Source organism: Ruegeria sp. CDSA141 (genome assembly GCF_059612005.1).
Window position 1 is genome coordinate 158010 of the sequence record NZ_JBXWPT010000004.1, and the last position, 21390, is coordinate 179399.

Genomic DNA, 21390 nt, shown 5'->3' on the forward strand with positions numbered 1-21390 from the left:
CAACCGGCCATGACCCGATGTCTCATGTATTTCCTGCCCCTTTTGCGCTTGGATGACCAGTCATCCACTGGCTGTGAACGTGTTTCTAACGTTCACCGCGCCGATAAGGTGCCATCAGCGCAGCAGGCACCTCGGCCCTGCGGGCGACAAGGACGAGCGCGACTATGGAAAGCACATAGGGCGCCATCAGGAAAAGCTGATATGGTACGCCTTCAATCGCTGTTTGCAGCCGCAATTGGTATGCATCAAAAAACGCAAACAACACGGCACCGATCAGCGCCTTACCGGGCCGCCAACTTGCGAAGACTACAAGCGCTATGCAGATCCAACCGCGCCCCTGAACCATGCCCGGGAAGAAGCTATTGAACGCCGTTGTCGTCAGGAAGGCGCCTCCCACTGCCATCAAGGCTGATCCGACAACGACTGCACCGATGCGGATGCGAATGGGGTTCAACCCCTGCGCCTCAACCGCATGCGGGTTTTCACCAGTCATGCGAATGGCCAGTCCCAACGGGGTCCGAGCAAGGACATAGGCCATCACAGCCACCGCCAAGAGCGCCAGATAAGTCGGCAGAGCCTGGGAAAACAGGATCGGTCCCAAAATGGGGATATCGGAAAGACCCGGAAGATCGAGTGGCTGGAATGGTTCTATTGTCGGGGGCAGATCACCCACTTCAACAAGTAACCTGTAGAGGTAATAGGCCAGCGCGGATGCAAACAGCGTGATGCCGAGCCCCGACACGTGTTGCGACAACCCAAGCGGGACCGTCAGCATGGCGTGCAGCAATCCCATCACCGCGCCGCAAATCGCCGCAATCATCAGGCCTACCAGCAAAGGTGCGCCCAGGTAAACGGCAAGCCAACCGCTCATCGCACCCATGGTCATGATCCCCTCGATCCCCAAATTGAGCACACCTGAACGTTCACAGAGCAATGCACCAAGGACGCCAAATATGAGCGGCGTTGCAATACGCAGCACGGACGCCCAGAGACTGGTATTCAGCAGCAGATCAATTGCTTCATTCATCGGCGCACCCGGTAGGTTGTGAAAAGAAGGGCCACGATCATGGTGAGCAGACAGACCGCCACGATCACATCGGCAATGAAACTGGGAACGCCCGTCGCGCGGCTCATGGCGTCGGCCCCGACAAAAACAGTGGCGACGAACACGGCGGCGGCGACCACGCCGGCCGGATGCAGCGCGGCGAGCATCGCGACAACAATGCCGGCATAGCCGAATCCCGGGCTCATCGTTGTGGTGACGCCCGCTGTAACACCCAAGACTTCGACGGAACCTGCCAGCCCCGCCAAAGCGCCCGAAAGCAGAGCCACACCCATAATCGTTCGGGGCAGAGAAATTCCGGCAAAGGCAGCAGCACTGGCGTTAAAACCTGCGGCGCGTGTTTCAGCCCCGAAAACAGTACGCGCCAGGATCAGCCAAACGGCACCGGCCGCTGCGATGGCAAAAAGCAGCCCTATATGCAGACGCGTGCGGGGGATCAGATCAGGCAATCGGAAATCAACAACTACGGGTACGGAAGAGGGCCAGCCAAAAGCCAACGGATCGCGCATCGGGCCTTCGATCATGAGGCCGACGAAAAGGATTACTATGAAATTGAGCAGCAGGGTTGTTACCACCTCATCCACCCCGAAACGCAGGCGCAAAAACGCGGGGCCTGCCAACAGGGCCGCGCCCGCTGCCATGCCTGCCAGCATCAAAATCGGAATACCAATCCATCCGGGAACCCCGAGTGAATGCCCGATCCACGCGGTAATCAGCGCGCCGACAAAGAACTGCCCCTCGCCGCCGATGTTCCAAAGCCGCGCACGAAAAGCGACAGCAGCGGCAAGCCCGGTGAAGATCAGCGGCGTGGCGCGGGTCAGCATCTCGGTAATCGCAAGGCGTGAGCCAAGTGCGCCAGTCAGCATTTCACTATAAGCCGTAAGCGGGTTTACCCCCGCAGCCGCGATGAGGCCCGCAGCCAAAAGCAATGCGGTAAAGATCGCGGCCAGCGGCGCGATAACCACAAGGTGCAGCGGCACTTGTGTGCGTCGTTCAAGCCGCATCGTCATCTTCCTTCCAGACACCTGCCATCATCAGGCCAAGGCGTTGTGGGTCAGCCTCATCAGCGGATATCGGTTTCGACAAACGACCTTTGACGATCGCCTGTATCCGGTCTGAAAGAGCTACGGCTTCTTCCAGTTCTTCTGAAATGAGAAGGATCGCAGCACCCTCGGCCCGTGCGGCCAGAAGCTCGGCATGAACTGCGGCAATTGCCCCTTCATCAAGGCCTCTCGTCGGCTGGTTGGCGAGCACAAATCGCGGCCCGTTGGTCAGGACCCGTCCCAGGATCAGCTTTTGCATGTTTCCGCCAGACAGCAGCCTTGTTCGCGTGTCCGGGCTGGCACCCCGGATGTCAAAACGTTCGATCAACCCTGAGGTGTATTCTCGGGCGGCGCGTTGTCGGACAAAGCCGCGGTACGAAAACTCGGGTGTGCGCAGTCGTTCAAGAACTGCATTTTCCCACAGGCTCAACTCACCCACGACACCTTCTGCATGACGGTCTTCGGGCACCCTGCCAGCGCCAGCCTGGATCATGCCACGCGGACCCAGATGGCCGATATCCTTGTTCAGGAGTGTCAACTGCCCGGCGCTTGGGTGTATCAATCCGGACAACAGACCGCCAAGGGAAGCCTGCCCATTACCTGAAACACCGACGATTCCAAGGATCTCACCAGCATGGACGGTGAATGACGCGTCATCCAGCCGCAACTCACCGTCTTCTTCCACGCGCACATCGTTTGCGATCAAAACTGGCGCGCCGATCTCGTGGTCTTGACGTACGGGGCGTTCCACTTTTCGGCCGACCATCAGTTCCGCCAGCTCACCGGGGTTGGTCTCAGAGGTTTTCCGTTCCGCCACCATCTTGCCGCCACGAAGGACGGCCACACGATCAGAAGCCGCCATAACCTCATGCAGTTTGTGGCTGATGAAGATAAGCGAGAGACCTTCTTTCGTCATGTCGCGCAGCGTCTCGAACAGGCGCATTGCCTCGGGCCGGGCCAGAACGGCAGTAGGTTCATCCAGGATCAGTATACGAGCGTCACGGTAGAGCGCTTTCAGAATTTCGACCCGTTGGCGCTCACCCACGGACAGCGACCGAACCTTGGCATCGGGGTTCACGGGCAGACCGAACCGATCAGCGATCTGCAACAATTTCTTGCGGGCGGCGGCCCGAGCGGATCGTGCGCGCGTCATGGGTTCAGAACCAAGAATGACGTTTTCCAGAACCGTGAGGTTTCCGGCAAGCGTGAAGTGCTGGTGTACCATCCCCACACCCACTTCGATTGCAGCGCGCGGCAGGCCGGGTGGCAGCTCTTTGCCGAACACCCTGACAGTGCCTTCATCGGCTGCGTAATGACCAAACAGGATGTTCATCAGCGTCGTTTTACCGGCGCCATTTTCACCCAACAGCGCAAGGATTTCACCCTCGGCCAGTGTAAGGGTCACATCATCATTGGCGGCAAGCGTTCCAAAACGCTTGGTAATGTTGTGTAGCTCCAGAACATTGGTCATGCGGGCAGGCCTGCGATTGGGGACGGAAAGGAAAGTTCGGGCGCGCGGGTCTCGATCAATTTGCCGAGTTTCAGCAGCGCAAAATCCGCGCCGGGCGGTCCGATCAGTTGCACACCGAGTGGAAGGCCATTTGCCATGCCAAAAGGCAACGCCAAAGCTGGCAAGCCTGCTACATTGGCAAGTGCTGCGTTTGGGGCAAAAGCCTCCAGCCGCGCCATGTGTTCATCAGGAGAAGCGCCAGACAGGTCCAAAGTGCCGACAATGGGCGGCGCAGACGAGAGGACCGGCATTAGGATGGCATCAGCGGAACTGAAGAGCTGGCAAGAACGATGTGTCAGCCGCGCCAGCTGTCGCACGGCCGCAAAAAGCACGGTGGCAGGTGTCGCACGGCCCTCCGCAGCCATGGCGGCGGCAAGCGGGGGCACCTGATCATCAGAGATCCCCAGTGCAGTGAGCCACTCAGCCAAGGAAACAGCCAATATGGTTCGGGCAATTTCATGGGCCTCAACCCCGAGCCGGTCGGGAGAACGGATGGCACGCACCTCACAGCCAGCATCGCGCAGCGCGTCGGCCGCATCTTTCGCGGCCTTGCTTTGGGCCGCTTCACAACGATCCGGCAATGCCACCGCGACACGGGGGCGTTCTGGCAGATGCACCGGGGCCATTGGCTGGACTACGGCACCAAGGGCGGTTGTCACGTCACGGACCGACCGTGCCAACACCAGTTCAGAGGCTATCCCCATCAGGTGATTGGCAAAATCAGGACCTCCGGGCACCGCACCACGAGACGGCTTAAGCCCGGTCAAACCGCAGCACGCGGCAGGTACTCTGATGGACCCGGCCGCATCCGTAGCATGGGCAATGGCAACGATACCACCTGCGACCGCTGCCGCAGCGCCGCCGGATGAACCACCGGGCGTCAACGCGGGGTTCCATGGATTGCTAGTAGCAGCGATGCCATCTGGTTCGCATGTCAGGGAAAGACCGAAAGGAGGGGTCGCGGTCAAGCCGAAGGATATCAGGCCAGTCTGGCGTAGATCCCCCAATAGGTGACTGTCTCTATCGGGTTTTCGACCGCGCGCCCGGATAGCCGCGGATCCCGCAGCGGCTGGCAGCCCCTTTGCAGATCCGCCGAGGTCTTTGACCAAAAAAGGAACCCCATGAAAGGGCCCGCGCTGGTCAGGTGGCAAGACGTCCGCTGCCCTTGCCCCCGCGCGGGCCATGTCTTCATCCAAAAAAACCACGGCCCCCAAATCTGCCTGTGCGTGGCAGGCGGAAAGGCTTGCCTCCATCACCTCGCTGGCAGAGATCTGCCTCGCCATGATGGAAGCCGCAAGGGCCGTGGCATCGGTCACGTCAACGCCCTCAGAATCAGGAGGGCTCACTTTCGTCGATCGGAACGTCCCATTCACCGGATTGGATCGCAGCCTGTTTGGCCTCCATCGCCGGGATGGCATCAGCAGGCACTTCGTCGGCGACATAGATCAGCTCATTGCCGCCATGGGCCATGAAGGAATACTCCGTGTAGTTGCGCCCGGTGGGATTGCCCGTCTGAACGTCCGCCACGATGGCTTCGATAGTTGGCCCATAGTTCCATATCGCGTTGGCAAAGACCGTACCGGGATAGCGCGGTGTATAATCGATAAGTGAACCGATGGCTTTCACACCACGCGCCTGAGCCGCATCCGCCGTACCGATCCGTTCACCAAACAGGATATCCGCACCCGCATCGATCTGGGCAATTGCTGCCTCCTGCGCTCGGGCCGGATCAAACCACGCTCCAATAAAACCGTTGAGGAAGGTGGCGTCAGGGTTCACTTCACTGACGCCCATCCGGAAAGCATTGATCAGCAGGTTCACCTCAGGGATCGGATAACCGCCGACGGAACCGAAAACACTGCTTTCCGACATTTGGCCGGCAAGCATTCCGGCCAGATAGGCCGCCTCGTGGTTGCGGGTGCCAAAGACGCCGAAATTGTCCCCGCCCGGTCCGCCGGAAGAGCCCATGAGGAAGGCGGTATCGGGATAATCGCCTGCCACTTCTCGTGCTTCGCGTTCCACGGCGTAGGATTCGCCCCAGATTATCTGCGCACCACCTTCTGCATACTCGCGCATCGCGCGGGGATAGTCGGTTGGTGCCACGCCTTCAGAGAACTCATACTCGATCAGGCCAGCATCGGAGGCCTCCTGCATTGCCACGTGGATACGGCTGTTCCAGGCATTTTCGACCGGAGACATATGCACGCCGGCAACGCGGGTCGCAGATTGTGCATTCGCGCGGCGGACGTAAGCCGGCAGGGCCAGCGTGGCCGCAGCGCCGACCATCAGTTGACGACGTGTTGTGGTGAGTTTCATTGGAGTATCCTCTTCTGTTGGTGGCAGTTATTCTTGTTTTTGAGCTTCCTGAGTTTTGGGCCTGGGCGCGTAATCGGCAGGATCCAGGGTCGTGGGGCGGCCGGGCAACGCAAGCGCGGCCATTCGTGGTTCCGTGCGGGCCAGCACCTTTCCGTTTTTGATGACGGCAAGGCGTGTGGCTTTCATGCGAACAGCTTCAATCGGGTCACGTGCTTGCAGTACAACCATGTTGGCAGGGCCACCTTCGCGAATTGTGGGGTCAGGCAGACCCATGGTCTTGGCACCGTTCTGGGTAACGGATGAAAAAGCCCACTCTATCGCTTCGCGGGATGTCATCGGCACCGCATGCACGCCCATATGGGCCACTTCCAGCATGTCGGCGGACCCAAGCGAGTACCATGGATCCATGGTGCAATCCTGCCCGAAGGAAACGTTCACACCCGCCGCACGCAATTCTGGCACGCGGGTCAGGCCACGGCGGCGCGGATAGGTGTCTGAGCGACCTTGCAGCGTGATATTGATAAGCGGGTTCGGTACAACATTCATGCCGCTTTCCGCGATCAGCGGAATGAGCTTCGAGGCATAGTAATTGTCGTATGAATGCATCGCGGTGACGTGGCTTGCAGTCACACGACCGCCGAGCCCGAGGCGCGTGGTCTCAAAGGCCAGCGTTTCTACGTGGCGAGACATCGGATCATCGCTTTCATCACAGTGCAGGTCCAGCATCAGGCCGCGGTCCGCCGCGATCTCGGCCAGCCTTGTGACCGATCGGGCACCTTCCGACATCGTGCGTTCAAAATGCGGAATCCCGCCCACGACATCGACGCCCATATCGAGCGCCCGGATCAGGTTTCTCTCTGCGTCTCTCGATCGGAAAAGGCCATCTTGCGGGAATGCCACCAATTGCAGGTCAATATAGGGGGCAATCAGCTTGCGCACTTCCAACAGAGCTTCAACACCCACCAACGGGGTTGGTGAAACATCCACATGCGAACGGATGGCCAGCAATCCCTGCGACACGGCCAGGTCGCAATATCGCATGGCCCGTTCGATCACCGCCTCGGGTGTCAGCAGGGGCTTCAATTCACCCCAAAGCGCGATGCCCTCCAAAAGCGTGCCCGAGACGTTCATACGTGGCAACCCGAGACTCAGGGTGGCGTCCATATGGAAGTGCGGGTCGACAAAAGGAGGCGAAACCAAGTGGCCCGCTGCGTCGATTTCTTCGCGCACCTCACCCTTGATGTCAGTGGCAATTTCCGCAATGCGGTCGCCCTTGATTGCAATATCCACCGGTTCGTGGCCATCCGGCAAGCTGGCCTGTCTGATGATGATGTCGAACATTCATCTGCCCCCTAATTTGACCACATGGTAAAAGTATTCAAGAAAATTGCCATTTATTTTTGCGGTGTTTTTGAACTGGTGACTGCGCCGGCCTCGCGGCCGCTTACGATGGAAGCCAATCGATTGGATTTCCATCTGTAGATATGCACGCACCTGCGAGACATCTTCTTCAAGCTCCAACTTGGAGAAGAAGGATGTAATTGATGACAGAGGACAAGCGAGGTGTTGCAACCAAGTAGAAGTGTCACTGGTTGTGCAAAGTAGAAATGTCCCAGTTGCCGCGATACCTATGATCAGTTCGAGCGACACATCCTCAACATCGCCTGACTCGCGCTTCCAATCTGACGGGGCAGTGTTCCAGAACTTCTCAGTAAATCGAGTCTCAAAATAGGAGTCTCATTTTTAAGGGCACTTAACAAATGTGCCCCGCTACACGAGATATTCGCATAAGTATGATTATGGTAAATTATGATGGTGCGGGTGGAGGGACTTGAACCCCCACGCCTTGCGGCGCCAGAACCTAAATCTGGTGCGTCTACCAATTTCGCCACACCCGCAACCGAGCGCACTAGCGCCGGAATGAAGCGCTCAATAACAAAGCTTGCTTAGGAGTGCGAGAGGTAAAATTCGAGGAAAACAAAGTTTGTGACCTGCCAAGCAATATGGCCGAGCACCGCAACCCACTTTCGACCTTGTTGTCATGGCAACCAGCGCAGTGGCAGCGAAACGAACGGCGTCTGAAAACAGACAAAAAACCTATTGCCGGTTTGAAACCACCAATATGACGTTGTTTCCTGGCGTTTGGCTCACAGGTTGTAGCCTTGCACGATCGAACCGTTTGGAAACGCGCTAACGTTGAATAAACACCAATCGTTCCGGCCAGGCTTTACGCCAAAAAGCTTGCGTGGAGAACCTAGACGCAAAGGTCCAGAATTGTTGCAGTTTGATCCAGAAAACCATCGCACCTTGTATCTCTGGTTTCACTTGGACATATGCTTTTTCTCCTCAGAACCTAAACATCCCACAAAGTTCAAAGCATAAATATTTGATTTTATTAAAAAGTCTGAATCCAACTGGCCATCAGCCTCCAAGTCATTCGAATGCTCTTGAAAAGGCACCCCCTTTAACTCTTTTGGCTCCCACGACTATCACTATATGCAACCTTGCCAATCGTTTCACTATCCAAGGTTGTCGCCCTATTATACCCGCATCGGTTGAGACATTGTTATGAGCGGGCCACCACATTGCCGCCACAATTCAACCGCTAAAAAATCTTATTCGCGCCAAAATAACACCGCCTTGAAGGTACTTGTTGTACTCAGGAGTTAATGAGTCTTTTTGCCACTTTGGCGCCGGTACGAGTTTTTTGCTCAACTCCAATACAAGGCTTTCTGCTGTGACCGATCTGAATCCATCCGCTGCCGCCGAGCAAGAAGCTGTCTTCTTTGCTCGTGAGAGCTTCCTTGGTGAGCTCAAGACTCTGAATCGCGACCATCCGAATACAGGCTTTGGTATTTCGCTTCGCACTCATTCCGGTGAACACTATCTGCTGGCGAATGCACGCATGCCGCTGCCCGCCGCAAAATCCGAAGGTTTCCCGACCGGGCGCCGCGTTGCGTGCCTCGAGAATGGAGACAGCTTCAGCTCAATTGAAGTACTGGCCGATTCCAAATCGTACGAAACTATTTCACCTCGGGCCGAAGCCGAAATTCTGGGCAATGCATTGGACCTGATCGCGCGCATCGACACTCTGACAAGCATTCCGGCGGGCCGTGGTTCGCATGTGCCCCAAATTGCTGCAACGGGAACCGGAGGTTAAGCATGGCGCGCAACGATCACCTTTTGTCTGTCGGCAACGAAGCACTGGCACCGATGACGGAAACAATGGCTTCACTGACAGCTCAGATAGATCAACTGACAGAGGTGGCTGATGCGCGCTCTTCGGCACGGCTGGCTACGCTCAAGACCCGGATGGAGAATTTTACCGCCAGCATCACGATGGTGGGCCAGGTAAAGGCCGGAAAATCCTCGATCGTCAATATTCTTGCCGGGCGCCCTGCCCTGCTGCCGTCAGACGTCAATCCGTGGACCTCGGTGGTTACGACCCTGAACATCAACACACGCCCGCCGGGTGATACAAAGGCCAAGTTCACATTTTTTGAGCAGGAAGAATGGGACAACCTGATGGTCGGCGGCGGTCGTCTTGGTGAATTGGCCAATCGTGCCGGCGCAGATGATGAGATGGAAGACATTCGCCATCAGATCGCTGAGATGAAGGCCAAGTCAGAGGAGCGTCTTGGTAAACACTTTGACCTGATCCTGGGTCAAAGCCATCAGTATGACCATTTCGACGAAGAATTGATTCAACGCTATGTGTGTCTGGGCGATGAAGACGATCCCGATATTAATCCGAAAACGGGCCGGTTTGCTGATGTTACCAAATCAGCCGAGCTGTATATGGACATTCCGCAATACCCCATTGCGCTGAAACTGTGCGACACACCCGGTGTGAACGATACGTTCATGGTGCGTGAGCAAATCACGCTGCGCAGCCTGCGGGGATCCGAAGTCTGTGTTGTGGTGTTGGCAGCAAGCCAGGCCCTGACGACCATGGACATGGCTCTGATGCGCATTATTGCGCAGTTCGAGAACCGGCAGATCATCCTGTTCGTCAACAGGATCGATGAGCTTTCCGATCCTGTAAATCAGGTCCCGGAGATCCGTGACCGCATTCAGGACACGCTCAAACAGAACAATATCGACACTAATACCAGCGTCGTTTTTGGCAGTGCGCTGTGGGCCGAAGCCGCACTGACCGGGAACCCGGATATTCTGACTGAAGAATCGCGCCAGGCCTTGAATACGTTCTACCTGGCCGCTGGATTCGGTGATCAGGCGGCCTCGCTCGATAAAATTTGGGCGCTTTCCGGCTTGCCCGATCTATTGCTGGCCATGAACGAGCGTATTGCGGACGGTGCCGGAGCGCGCCTGATGGACCGCGTTCGCCATCGGGCCCGTAACATTGCCAGTCAGATCCGCGCGACTGCGGTCGCCAAGAACCTGTCCGAAGGTGAAGGCGTTGCGCGGGATCTTGACGGTATTTCGCCTGAAGATGCGATCAATACGGTGTCTGCCGAATACGAAAAGAAAGCGGCCGAGCTGACAAATGCGTTGCGCGACAAAGTACTGGAGCGCCTGAATTCAGCCGAGGCCAATTTCGTCAAGCGCGCAACAGACTCACTGATCGCGCATCTTGAAAAAAATGGCGAACAAGGCACGTGGCAATATGATCCCGCGGGATTAAGGACATTGCAAAAGGCCGCCTATTTCAGTTTCGCCCGCGCCATGCGCAAGGATGCCGGTGCGTTGTACGCAACCGCCGCTGCAGATGTCGAAGCGCTTTATCATAAGATACTTGGCAACCATCTGGGCGAATTCAGCATTGAAGCGCCCATTGTTCCTCGTGTTCCGCCACCTCTTGGCATCGGCCGGACAATCGCACTGGACTTGCAAAGTACCTGGTGGCGACGTTGGTGGCAGCGCCGAAAGGGGTTTGAAGCCTACGCGGCGGATTACACGCGGCTGATCGCGTCCGAGGCGAATTCTATCACCAAGGATATCGAGGAAAACCAGATTGCGGCAGTGCTCGAAAACGTCCGTGCGATCCTGTCAGATTTCCTGCGTGAGCAGAAGGAAACCCTGCTGAGCATCTCGTCTTCTGCCGAAAAGAACCCAGGTCAGACTGCGGCGGCGATGGCGGGCTTGCAGCCTCAGAAATCCAAGGACGAGATTCTGGGCGACATTCTGAAAGATCTTAGCAACGAAGCGGCATAAGTAGAAAAATGGCAAAAGATACACAAACACGCTTTGTTTCTCCGAGGGCATGGGAACGCATCGAGCAGTGGTCCCGCCGCAAACCGGTATTCGCCTTGATGGGCGAATTCAGTGCTGGCAAATCTACGTTGATGAACTTTTTGCTGCGAACGCAGACCTTGCCGACGCAGGTGACGGCAACCCAGTTGCCACCGGTCTGGTTTAGCTGGGGCAATCAAGCGCCCTATATCAAACGCCATGACGGTAGTATTGAACTGATCGAGCTGGATCAGCTTGAAACCGTTGGTGTCAATGACGCACAGTTCATCCGTATCTTCCTTGAGGCCGATATTCTGGAAGCCGTCGACCTGATCGACACCCCCGGCATTTCCGACCCCAAGATCTCGACAGATGTATGGCAACGTGCTGTGGGTCAGGCAAACGGCGTCTTGTGGTGCACCCACGCGACGCAAGCCTGGCGCGAAACCGAACGCGCGACTTGGGTTTCCTTGCCCGAGCGGTTACAGCACAATTCTTTGCTTCTGGTGACGCGGGCAGATGCCTTGAGCCTCAAAGACCGTCAAAAAGTACTGCGCCGCGTAAACCGCGAAGCGGGGCACCTGTTCAACCGGTCCATCCTGTTCTCTGCTCGGGACGCAATCACTGCCCGGGACAAGACAGGCGATGCCGAAATGTGGTCACGCAGCGGCGGCGGCAAGATGATCGACAGTTTCCTGGAGATCACGGAACAGATTATGGACAAACGTGCCGACCAACTGGCTCGGTACCAGATCGACAAAAGCCAAACGGACGCATCCAAAGTTAAGCCCTTGCGCCCTGCCCGCTCGTCAAGCGAACCGAAAGTGCAAAAAGACCACGACGAAGTCGCACCATTAAGGTTGGTGAACCCGATGGAGGCCGACGGGACGCCAAACACTGAAGGCGCCGCAGTTGTAACCAGTTTCCCGGTTCGACCTGCCCGGGTCGAGCGGCGCGCTGATGAGGCCGAGCGGGTTCGGATCGATGCGGAAGAGGCAGAACGGCTGCGAGCAGAAATGGCGTCAGAGCCAGTACCGCTGCCAGTTGAACCCGATACAAGTGATGAACTGCGTTCCTTCTTTAAAGATACTTCGAACGACCCTCTTGAATTGGCGAATGTCGCGGGCCTGCAGGACGACGAAGACGAATTTGATTTGTCACTCGAAGCTGATCTGGACGACGAATTTGATGACGCCCCGAGTGACTTGGACGAGGTTGAAATCAGCCCAGCACCTCTTGTGGCTGTTGACAATTCGGATGACGTGCTCGCCTCGCTGAGCACGTCGATGCAAAAAGATCCGATCGAGCGAGACGTAGTAGAAGAAGAACCCGAGCAAGACGATTTGGCTGAAGATCGTGGCATCGAAGTCTCTGTTTCCTCGATTACAGCACTGATGGCCGCTCAAACTGGCAACAATGCCGACGACTATGAGCCGGAACCTGAAACCAACAGTTTGATTGAAGCTGCCACCACCGAACAGGTCGATGCAGTTGACGGAAGCGTTGCCGCTCTGAGTGACCTGCCTGAAATTGCGGTTGGATCGCCGCTCAGCGCGTCAACCATGTGGCAGGAGATTTCGCGGAATGAAGACCTGCCGCAGGACGCGGAGGGACTGAAGAACGTATTCAAAGCATTTCTGGCCGAATTTGATCAGATCGCCATTGAACACAACGAAAAGCAGACCAAGGAGGCACTTCAATCCATTCCGAAAGCCAAGGAAAACAGCAGCGCGGAATGGCATGTATTGTAAGGGATAACGAATCGAGATAGTGAGAAACTATCAAATGAAAACAATGGCTTAGATGTCTATTCGAACTGCACTGAACTCCGCCATGGAAACGATACCCGACTGTATTGCAGCCGGGTATATCGACATGGAAACAGGGATGCTTTTGGGCAGCTCTGTTTCTGATCCTGACTGCGAAGATTCACTGGATACTTTGGCGGTGGCAGTAGCCAATCTTTTTCAGGGGCGCGGGGTTGCTGCGTTTGAAGCACTCTTGCGTCAGGCGGGCAGTGCAGACGAAGAAAACACTGGTTTTGGGGAAATCGCAGTTTTTTCTAGAGACAGGCTGAACATCTTTTTGCGGACCAAGGAATATCCTGATCATGTGGTTTGCTATATCTGTCGCAACAGCGCGAATGTCGGGCTGGCGCTTACTAAATCACATCTCAGTCTGGGGCCGGTCGCGGCTGCGGTTTGAACGGGACCAGAGGGGGTCACGGCATGATGGACACGGACATTCTCGACCTGCTTGAAGATATCGGGCGGACCTCGGTCGCACGGTTGTCTCCGGCTGTGATGATTGCAGGGGAAACTGCAACTGCTCGCCGATCCGCGATATTGCGGGCAATCCGTGGCACGGTGTTACCGCGCCGGTTGGAATTCACCGCCGCAAACGGGGATTGTCTGGCAATTGAGGTGAACAGCTCCCGGATCACGGATGTTTTCAAGGTACCCGCCGGTCAGATTCCGGACTTTGAAACAGAGCCACGCGCCGAACTGATCGAGAAACTGGCTGGATTGGTATCCGACATCTCCATATCGCCTGCTCCGCTTGAGTTGATGTCGGGCAAACCGGACACAGCGCTTGAAGTGGATGAGGTAGGTATCACCTTCAGCGAAATCGAGAACGCCTGCGCCGCCATTGAGCTTCCGTCCGAACCGATTGTTTCTGTCGTCCCAAATGTTGAGAAACCTGTTGATGACTGTCCGCCTGCTGAGGAAACACCCGATGCAGCAACAACACTTGCCCAACGTTTTTTTGATGCATCGAGCCGCTTCGCGTCAGGTCGTGTTTTTGTAGACAGTGCGGAAGACACCGCACCCCTTTTGGAAGGTGTGTGCAAGCCATCCGAGCCGATGTATCCCGACCAGGACACGCTGGCCCGTTTTGTTGCTGATCTTGCCGGCTGGGATGGTGATTCACAGCAAGAGATTGAAGACCCGCAGCTGATTGTCATGAGGCCAACGGGCGGAAAAGGGGCCGGTCTGGCCGTTCTGAGTGACCGTGGTCAGATCGCGGTCGCCATCCACGAAGCCCGCAAACTGGGGTCGGTTGTCAATCTGTGGACCTCTTTGCAGGAGGCAGAGAAATGATTGCCTCCATTGGATTCAAATTTTCGACTACTTCTATCTGTTTTTTATTGTAGCCAGGGTAATGAGTAATGAGTGAAACACATCGCCGCGAACTTATTCGCATAGCAGAAGAAATGAACGGGATCAGCAATGATGAAACGCGCCAGTTCATTTCCCGCATCATTGGTGATCTTAGCAATCTGAAACCGTCAATTGCCTTTGTCGGGCAAATCAAGGCTGGTAAGTCGCGTCTGATCAACGGCTTTACCGGTCAGGCAGAGTATTTGCCTTCGGATGTTAACCCTTGGACAACTGTTATTACCGATATGCACTTCGGGCACCCTTCCGGCAGAACGCAAGGTGCCGAATTCCATTTCTTCGACAATTACCAATGGCAATCTTTGATCGCCGAGGGTGAAGAACTGCGCAACATGTTTCCCGATGACGAGGACAGCTACAAGCGCGAGATGATCGAAGAACAGGTCGAGGCCATGAAAGTCCGGGCGCAGCGGCGTCTGGGCGACAGCTATGAACAGCTGTTGGGCCAACAGCACGATTTGGACGAACTGACATCAGATGACCTGGCCAGATATGTCTGTGCCGGGGATGATCCGTCCGAGGATGGGACTTTGGATCCAGGCAGTGATCGTGGGCTTTACAGCGACATCACCCGCAAGGCCGAAGTCTATTTTGACCTGGGCCACTTCCCGTTTCCACTGACGGTTACTGACACGCCCGGCGTGAATGATCCTCTGCTGATCCGCGAAGAGATTTCACGACAGTATCTGAAGGAATCCGATTTCTTTGTGGTGGTCCTGTCCGCGCATCAGGCATTGTCGCGCGCAGATCTGAAACTGTTCCGGTTGATGCAAGCGTTGGAACTTGGACAGATCGTCGTGTTCATCAACCGTGTGGACGAATTGGGCGGGGGAGCAGAAGACGCAACCAAAGTTCGTCTGGACGTTCTGGACGGGCTCGAAAAGGCGCTCGGCAACTCGAACATCGATGTTTTGATGGGCAGCGCACAATGGGCGCACTATGCTCTTACCGGTGATGAAACAGGGGTGAACCACGATCATGTTCTGGCATGGCTGCGCGCCCACCCGGAACAGATGCAGCAATACCTGAACGGTGTGGCCGAGATCAAACAAGGCCCGGGACCGATCAGCCGCGAAGCCGTCCTGCGTTTCGCCGCAATGATCGCGTCTGGCCTGCCCGATCTGCGCCGCCATGTCACTCAAGCTTTGACGGACGGACCAATCAACGAACAGTTACGGATGGCCTGGCAACATCTCGACAGCTTCGCGCGAGGGGAACTTGAGCGATCCCAGGTTCATTTGCGCGCTCTGCAAGAGGAAGACGGCATTAACGCCCGCAATGCCGATGAAAGCGACAAGACTCTTGCCGAATTGCGCAAACTGATTGCCGACAAGACCCAAGAGATCACGCGTGATATGGACGATGTCCTGTCAAATCTGCGCGGTGTCATGGATGACACGGTTGCTGAATCCGTGTCTGTCGTCGTGCGCGGCCCGGACGGCCAGTCGCCTCTGCTGGCAAAAGGTGGAGAAACCGAGCTCAACTTCACCCCACTGCGCGAACGTATGCGTGAACTGGTGCAGGGGGCCTCGCAAGTCGTACGGCAGCGAATGCTCAGCGACCTGTATGCGATCGACATGCAATGCAATGCCGCCTTGCGGGCTTTGCCGGGGTGGCAAGAGCAAGTCGACAATCGCATGAACACCAGCGCCGTGCGCTGGTTCCGCCCGGACACCACCGCTCTGACCCGTGGAATTACGGTTGAGTTGCGTGTAAACTGGCTTTCGCGTCTGATCTCGCGAAATAGCGTTGTGGCGCGCGCCGAACGAATGATCGTGCAGGAGTTCGAGTTGATTGGGGATGACCTGATCGACACCACGCGCGACAATCTGTTGGAAAGACTGAGCACTGTGCTTGATCATTATATGGCTCTTCTGGCTGGTCATCTTGAGCACAGATCCAGCTCGGGCGAACTGAACGCCCAGGCCGAAGCGCAAGGCACTTTCGATCGGGCTCGCCGTATTGCAGTTGAGCTGGAAACGGTCTTTGGAACGACCAATGCGGATGAAAGACAAGCAGAGGCTGCGGAATGATTGAATTTCCCGGAACTGAAAAGGAAGTACGCCAACTGGAGCGCTTCCTGACCGCAACTGAAAACCTGACGCCTGACGCGGCGTTGGAGGATATGCGCGTGCGGGCTCTGGCCCATGCCGAACGTCTGTCAAACGCGGTCAATATCGGGTTCGCCGGGGAATTTGGTGCAGGCAAGTCAAGTTTGGCGAACATGCTGGCTGGTGCGGATATTCTTCCAACCGGCCCGCAGCATCTGAAATTGCCGCTCGTGATCGTCGCATACGCGGAAACACCCGAAACGACTGTCGGTTGGTGGGACAAGGAACCAAAGACCTATTCAGGCATCGCGCTGGAAAAAGCGGCCCAGGAAGAGCCTGATTTCATATCGGTTGGCATCAATACACCGGCTCTGAAGGAGATCTCGCTGTTTGATCTTCCCGGGTCGGGAGCTCTTGATGATACATATAAGCCGACTTTGGATCTGCTGAAATTCGTCGATTGTGCCATCTGGTGCACAAATGGAACCAATGCCTGGCGCGAGACCGAGCGCCACTTGTGGGCTCAGGTGCCGCCCGAACTGCGGGCCAACAGCCTGCTGGCCGTTACACATGCGGATCTCCCACCGGTGCAGGGTGCTTTGGACCGCGTCCTTGCACGTCTGAACAAGGAAAAAGAAGGAATGTTCCGCGCTGTTGTGCCTATTGGTACGCCGGTGGCGGTGCGTGCCATGGCTCAGGAGCCCGAACCTGACTTTGCGCTTTGGGAAACCTGCGGCGGACAGAACCTTGCGGAACACGTCCTGGAAGCGGCGTCCAACCGGCGCCACAGTGATCTCGAGGCTGCACGAAAGGATATGCAGCTGGAATTCCTGCCCTATCTTGAGGCGCTACAGGGACCGGAGCCAGAGGTTGCTTCGAATGACACTGCGTCAATGCAGTCAACGCTGGGTTCTGCCCTGCCCCCGCTGAACAATCCCATTCTCGAGGACTGGCTGGCCGCAATAGCGAGCATCTATGAAGATTTGCGTGAAACATCCGACATCGAACCGGCAGCGTTCTTGCACAGCTGTCAGGAGATCGTCGAAGACTTTGCGGAACGGCTGGAACAAGGTGGCGAGATTGATCCCGAGGCTGATTGGATTCCTGCAGAATTTGAGAAAGCGACAGACTTGCTTTTGCTGCTGCAATTCGAAAGCGGGGACGCGCCGCTGAAGGACGCAATCAGCATTCTGACGCAGTTGGGCGACAACCTTGCTTGGGCTGGCAGCACGGTTGCGGTGGCACAACCAAAGACCGGTACCTGACGCTTTCCCGCCAAGATTGAGCTGCAATGCAGCGATTCGAAGGGCCGAGGAATCGGCCCTTTATTGTTTCGAATTCGTGGACCAACACGCTTGATTTGGGGTTTCAGTTTTCAATCAGCCTATATCGAAAATCTATATGTAGTGACTTCAATCCATAGGTATACAATATCTGCTAACTTACGGAATACGATCCATAGTGAAGCCATCAGGCGGCCCCAATAAAGTCAAATTTGAAACGTCTAACCGTTCTCAAGTGTCCTGCGGTTGTTTTTGGTTGTGAGTTCGTGGGCTGTCGGCCCGGTTTTTCTAAGCCGCAAAATGAATAGAACGGGCGGATTGAAATGAGCCACAACCAGGCTGTCGGTGCGACGCACGACGAACCGAAAATTGAGGGATTGCAGCCAGGCGCAAAGCTGTTGCGCGGGCAATATGAAATCCTCCGCTATCTCAGCAACGGGGGATTTGGTATCACCTATCTCGCGCGCGACAGCCTAGAGCGCGACGTTGTGATCAAAGAGTGCTTCCCCGGAGCGCTGTGCCGACGCAACGGTGATCTGGTCGAACCAAATGACCTGTCCTTCAAGGACGACCTGCGCTCGATCATTGACCTCTTTATTCAAGAAGCGCGCAATCATGCGCGTCTGGTACATCCCAATATCGTAGATGTGCATCAGGTGTTCGAAGACAATGACACCGCATATATCGCAATGGACCTCATCCGTGGGTGTGACCTGCTGGATTATGTGGAAAACCCGGAAAATGACGGCGACCCTGACTTCATCGTTCAGGTCACTGAAAAAATGCTATCCGCGGTATCTTTCATTCACCAGAGCGGCATGTTGCATCGGGACATATCGCCAGACAACATTCTGATTGATGAAAACGGAGACCCCGTCCTGATCGATTTTGGAGCCGCACGAGAGCAAGCAGCGAACAAATCGGCAGCATTGTTGACCCTGCGCGTCATAAAGGATGGATACTCTCCGCACGAATTCTATGTCCGAGGCGCCGAACAAGGACCCAGCAGCGACCTCTATGTTTTGGCCGCTACGCTCTATCACGCGATCAGCGGTGAACGCCCCATCGACGGCCAAAACCGTTTGAATGCATTCAACAACGGCCAGGATGACCCTTATACACCGCTGGCCGGTCGTTTCGAAGGATATCCAGAAGGGTTCCTTGAAGCGATCGACAAGGCGATGGAAGTACACGCCACGGATCGCCTGCAATCCGCATTGGATTGGTTGCGCATGTTCCGCGGTCCTGGTGTCATGTTTGATACATTCGCCTATCGCCCCGTGTCCGTGATTGTTGGCATGGATCGGAAAGACAAAGAGGAAGAAAAGGCCCGGATCAAAGCCGAAAGCGAAAACGCGGAAGCGGTTGTAACAGCCTTGCTGGCCGGAAACTCGGACATTGTTCTTGGCAATGAGGACAAAAAAAATGACGACCTGGCCAAAATCACAGCGAAAGAAGAAACTCCCGTCGCTGTAGATACCGTCGTCCAGAGTGGGTCTGGCGGCAGCGGCAAGCTGATCGCAGGTGCGGCCGTTGTTGCAGTTGCTCTGGCCGCTGGTGGTTTCTTTGTGATGTCGGGCGACACAACAGAAAAACAGGCAGAGACATCCCTCGAGCAGCCAGCAGCGGAAGTACAATCCGCTGGGACAGAGGTGCCTGTGATTGAACCCTCATCCACAGAAGCGCCCGAGCCCGAGCCCGAGCCCGAAGTGGTTGACGCAACCGAGACCAAGCCGGAAGAGCCTGTCGAGCAGGCACAAACAGTACCTGCGGAGCCAGCTGTCACAGAAACAGCCTCCGCAGACACTGAACCTTCTGAAGTACAATTGCAGTCGGAAGAAGCATCGGATGTTGCAGCAGAACCCGAGATTGAAGCGCCCGCAACTGGCGCTGTCGCCAGCGTCGGAGTTCCGGCGGATCAGCAGGTATCGTTCGCGCATTGGGATGTCGATATCCCATTCCAGACATCACGCCGTCGCGGCTCGACCGGTGCCACCATTGCGGTTACCGGGGTGGACGCCAACCAGGACATGAGCGTGATCGGCGACTGGGTGCAACGTGGTGCTGTCATCTATACCCTGAATGGCAAACCGGTTCGTCAGGACGTTCCTTTTGCCGCCCAGGTTCTAGACAACCTGAACGTAGATGTCGATGGGTACACAAGGGTTGCTGCCCGCTATCGCCCACTGGGCCAGACCCGTGCACAAAATGGTTTGTTGGCCCTTCCCGCCATGCGGTCAGTTGGGTTGGAAAATGGCTACAGCTTTACCGTTAGCGCTGATGGCAACGGTGGATGGCAAACAAGGGTGAAAGCGGTTCCGGCTGATGTGGCAGGAAGCCTACAGAAAGACGATATCCTGCTGAATGAAAGCCAATCAGGCACCACGTTTGACGGCTCTGAAAGCCTTGATGAGATGCTGGCGGCTCTCGTTTCGAACGAGCAAACAGATGCAAATCTGACCGTGCTGCGCAATGGGGCCGAGACGGCCGCCGTCATGCAGCTTGCACAGGAGTAATCTGACCGGTTCGCAAGTGATCTGCCAGTGTGTGTTTGCTGAGGGCGGCATCCAGGTTTGCCACCCTGGCGGGAACCGGACCGCCGCAGAATGTATCAGTTCCCAAGGGTATCCATTGAGTGGCCCTGCGCTGACGTGCAGGGAAAAGTAGCAGCTTACGACGCGGCATATCTGCGTCAATAACTTGAAGGTGTCGACACCATGTTCAAATACAAAAGCCCTCTGAGCCGGCTTCTCGAAGGTGCCGGCAAATCCAAAGAAGAAGACGTGACCGAGAACACGACCGCCGTAGACGGCCCTGCAAGCGAAGAAGAAAAGCAGGAACCCATTGCGGATTTCAACGCACTGCGCGCCGCATTGGCGGGTGGGAACATGACATCTGAATCCTATGAGGAAACGGATGAGCTGATCCCCGAAGAAAAAATGCCCGAGTTCAACGAGGTCCAGGCGGAAGCGGTGGCAGAACCCGAGGAATCGATCTTCGCCGAGGACAGCTCGGAAGAGGACCACGCTCCGGAGGAGGAGGACGCTCCAACAAACGTTCTGACAGAAGAGCCTGTCGATGAACCGGTTGAGGTCGAGCAGGTTGTCACCTTGCATGTGTCGGAAGCACCCGCAGAGACATCACCAGAGGAACCGACAGCGCAGGTCGTGTCCGAACCCACCGAGCCGGAAGTGGTCGAAGTTGAGGTCGCGGAAGCTCCGGTTGCGGAAGCGAAGCAGGTCGAAGTGACCGTTGAGCCGGTGATTGAGCAAGTTGAACCAGCCCCGGTTGAGGACCGTCGTTCACGGGTCAAGACGACATTTCTGGGCTTTGAGCGCGCCGATACTCATGTACAGGACCTGATCGAAACCTCCGAACCCGTAGCAAAAGCAGAAGCGGTACAAGAGACATTTCCTGTGGCTTGGCTGGTTGTAACATCAGGTCCGGGACGGGGTTCAAGCATCACGCTGACCGAAGGCCTCATGCAAATCGGTCGCAACGATGACCAGGCCATCCAGTTGGACTTCGGTGATACAGGCATCTCGCGCTCGAACCATGCGGTTATCGCCTATGACCCGGAAGATCGAAAGTGCTATCTGGGCCATGGCGGCAAGGCCAATCTTGTGCGCCTGAATGGCAAACCCGTTCTCAGCACCGTGGCGCTGTCCAGTGGAGACCTGATCCGTATCAGCGAAACCTCCATCCGGTTCACGGCCTTCTGTGACGACGGTTTTGATTGGCGGGATTCCTGA

15 protein-coding genes and 1 tRNA gene are annotated in these 21390 nt (G+C 56.2%); 9 read left to right on the plus strand and 7 right to left on the minus strand.

The window, feature by feature from the left end; all coding sequences use genetic code 11:
* Positions 1 to 85 precede the first annotated feature (85 nt).
* From AC2FLP_RS08705 to AC2FLP_RS08735, 7 genes are all read right to left on the minus strand, one after another.
* On the minus strand, positions 86 to 1027 hold the full coding sequence (locus tag AC2FLP_RS08705; protein ID WP_496670689.1) for an ABC transporter permease: 942 nt from the start codon (positions 1025 to 1027) through the stop codon (positions 86 to 88).
* Positions 1024 to 2067 (minus strand): ABC transporter permease, encoded by a 1044-nt coding sequence (locus tag AC2FLP_RS08710; protein ID WP_496682957.1) that lies wholly within the window; start codon positions 2065 to 2067, stop codon positions 1024 to 1026. Before AC2FLP_RS08710 ends, AC2FLP_RS08705 begins: the two co-directional genes overlap by 4 nt.
* Entirely contained in the window at positions 2057 to 3577 is a 1521-nt protein-coding gene (locus AC2FLP_RS08715) for an ABC transporter ATP-binding protein (protein ID WP_496682954.1), read from the minus strand. Before AC2FLP_RS08715 ends, AC2FLP_RS08710 begins: the two co-directional genes overlap by 11 nt.
* The gene (locus AC2FLP_RS08720; protein WP_496682952.1) at positions 3574 to 4932 is read right to left on the minus strand and encodes an amidase; all 1359 of its coding nucleotides are present in this window, start codon (positions 4930 to 4932) and stop codon (positions 3574 to 3576) included. The genes AC2FLP_RS08715 and AC2FLP_RS08720 overlap by 4 nt, the downstream gene beginning before the upstream one ends.
* A 16-nt stretch (positions 4933 to 4948) precedes the next feature.
* The gene (locus AC2FLP_RS08725) at positions 4949 to 5932 is read right to left on the minus strand and encodes a BMP family protein (protein ID WP_496682950.1); all 984 of its coding nucleotides are present in this window, start codon (positions 5930 to 5932) and stop codon (positions 4949 to 4951) included.
* Positions 5933 to 5959: 27 nt separating this feature from the next.
* Positions 5960 to 7273, minus strand: a complete 1314-nt coding sequence (locus AC2FLP_RS08730) for an amidohydrolase family protein (protein WP_496682947.1) — start codon at positions 7271 to 7273, stop codon at positions 5960 to 5962.
* 472 nt (positions 7274 to 7745) lie between these two features.
* Positions 7746 to 7830: transfer RNA gene (locus tag AC2FLP_RS08735), tRNA-Leu, on the minus strand.
* Between the two features lie 839 nt (positions 7831 to 8669).
* Here AC2FLP_RS08735 and AC2FLP_RS08740 point away from each other — a divergent pair.
* From AC2FLP_RS08740 to AC2FLP_RS08780, 9 genes are all read left to right on the plus strand, one after another.
* Positions 8670 to 9092: a hypothetical protein gene (locus AC2FLP_RS08740; RefSeq protein ID WP_299898140.1), complete on the plus strand. Its 423-nt coding sequence runs from the start codon at positions 8670 to 8672 to the stop codon at positions 9090 to 9092.
* 2 nt (positions 9093 to 9094) lie between these two features.
* Positions 9095 to 11107, plus strand: a complete 2013-nt coding sequence (locus AC2FLP_RS08745; protein WP_117873268.1) for a dynamin family protein — start codon at positions 9095 to 9097, stop codon at positions 11105 to 11107.
* An 8-nt stretch (positions 11108 to 11115) separates the two neighbouring features.
* Positions 11116 to 12876: a dynamin family protein gene (locus AC2FLP_RS08750; RefSeq protein ID WP_496682944.1), complete on the plus strand. Its 1761-nt coding sequence runs from the start codon at positions 11116 to 11118 to the stop codon at positions 12874 to 12876.
* A gap of 82 nt (positions 12877 to 12958) precedes the next feature.
* Positions 12959 to 13330, plus strand: a complete 372-nt coding sequence (locus tag AC2FLP_RS08755; protein ID WP_254683875.1) for a hypothetical protein — start codon at positions 12959 to 12961, stop codon at positions 13328 to 13330.
* Positions 13331 to 13353: 23 nt separating this feature from the next.
* Positions 13354 to 14226 carry a hypothetical protein gene (locus tag AC2FLP_RS08760; protein WP_496682941.1) on the plus strand — a complete coding sequence of 291 codons (873 nt, stop codon included), beginning with the start codon at positions 13354 to 13356 and terminating at the stop codon, positions 14224 to 14226.
* Between the two features lie 68 nt (positions 14227 to 14294).
* Positions 14295 to 16337, plus strand: coding sequence for a dynamin family protein (locus tag AC2FLP_RS08765; RefSeq protein ID WP_117873259.1), 2043 nt, complete (start codon positions 14295 to 14297; stop codon positions 16335 to 16337).
* A complete protein-coding gene (locus tag AC2FLP_RS08770; RefSeq protein ID WP_299898131.1) occupies positions 16334 to 17620 on the plus strand; it encodes a dynamin family protein in 1287 nt (428 codons plus the stop codon). The genes AC2FLP_RS08765 and AC2FLP_RS08770 overlap by 4 nt, the downstream gene beginning before the upstream one ends.
* Positions 17621 to 17961: 341 nt before the next feature.
* A complete protein-coding gene (locus AC2FLP_RS08775; RefSeq protein WP_496682939.1) occupies positions 17962 to 20154 on the plus strand; it encodes a serine/threonine protein kinase in 2193 nt (730 codons plus the stop codon).
* 201 nt (positions 20155 to 20355) lie between these two features.
* Positions 20356 to 21390, plus strand: coding sequence for an FHA domain-containing protein (locus AC2FLP_RS08780; protein ID WP_299898127.1), 1035 nt, complete (start codon positions 20356 to 20358; stop codon positions 21388 to 21390).

Bases quoted from the DNA above. Each gene is read 5' to 3' on its own strand.
- AC2FLP_RS08705 (WP_496670689.1), bottom strand. From the start codon at position 1,027: ATGAATGAAGCAATTGATCTGCTGCTGAATACCAGTCTCTGGGCGTCC.
- AC2FLP_RS08710 (WP_496682957.1), bottom strand. From the start codon at position 2,067: ATGCGGCTTGAACGACGCACACAAGTGCCGCTGCACCTTGTGGTTATC.
- AC2FLP_RS08715 (WP_496682954.1), bottom strand. From the start codon at position 3,577: ATGACCAATGTTCTGGAGCTACACAACATTACCAAGCGTTTTGGAACG.
- AC2FLP_RS08725 (WP_496682950.1), bottom strand. From the start codon at position 5,932: ATGAAACTCACCACAACACGTCGTCAACTGATGGTCGGCGCTGCGGCC.
- AC2FLP_RS08730 (WP_496682947.1), bottom strand. From the start codon at position 7,273: ATGTTCGACATCATCATCAGACAGGCCAGCTTGCCGGATGGCCACGAA.
- AC2FLP_RS08745 (WP_117873268.1), top strand. From the start codon at position 9,095: ATGGCGCGCAACGATCACCTTTTGTCTGTCGGCAACGAAGCACTGGCA.
- AC2FLP_RS08750 (WP_496682944.1), top strand. From the start codon at position 11,116: ATGGCAAAAGATACACAAACACGCTTTGTTTCTCCGAGGGCATGGGAA.
- AC2FLP_RS08755 (WP_254683875.1), top strand. From the start codon at position 12,959: ATGGAAACGATACCCGACTGTATTGCAGCCGGGTATATCGACATGGAA.
- AC2FLP_RS08760 (WP_496682941.1), top strand. From the start codon at position 13,354: ATGATGGACACGGACATTCTCGACCTGCTTGAAGATATCGGGCGGACC.
- AC2FLP_RS08765 (WP_117873259.1), top strand. From the start codon at position 14,295: ATGAGTGAAACACATCGCCGCGAACTTATTCGCATAGCAGAAGAAATG.
- AC2FLP_RS08770 (WP_299898131.1), top strand. From the start codon at position 16,334: ATGATTGAATTTCCCGGAACTGAAAAGGAAGTACGCCAACTGGAGCGC.
- AC2FLP_RS08775 (WP_496682939.1), top strand. From the start codon at position 17,962: ATGAGCCACAACCAGGCTGTCGGTGCGACGCACGACGAACCGAAAATT.
- AC2FLP_RS08780 (WP_299898127.1), top strand. From the start codon at position 20,356: ATGTTCAAATACAAAAGCCCTCTGAGCCGGCTTCTCGAAGGTGCCGGC.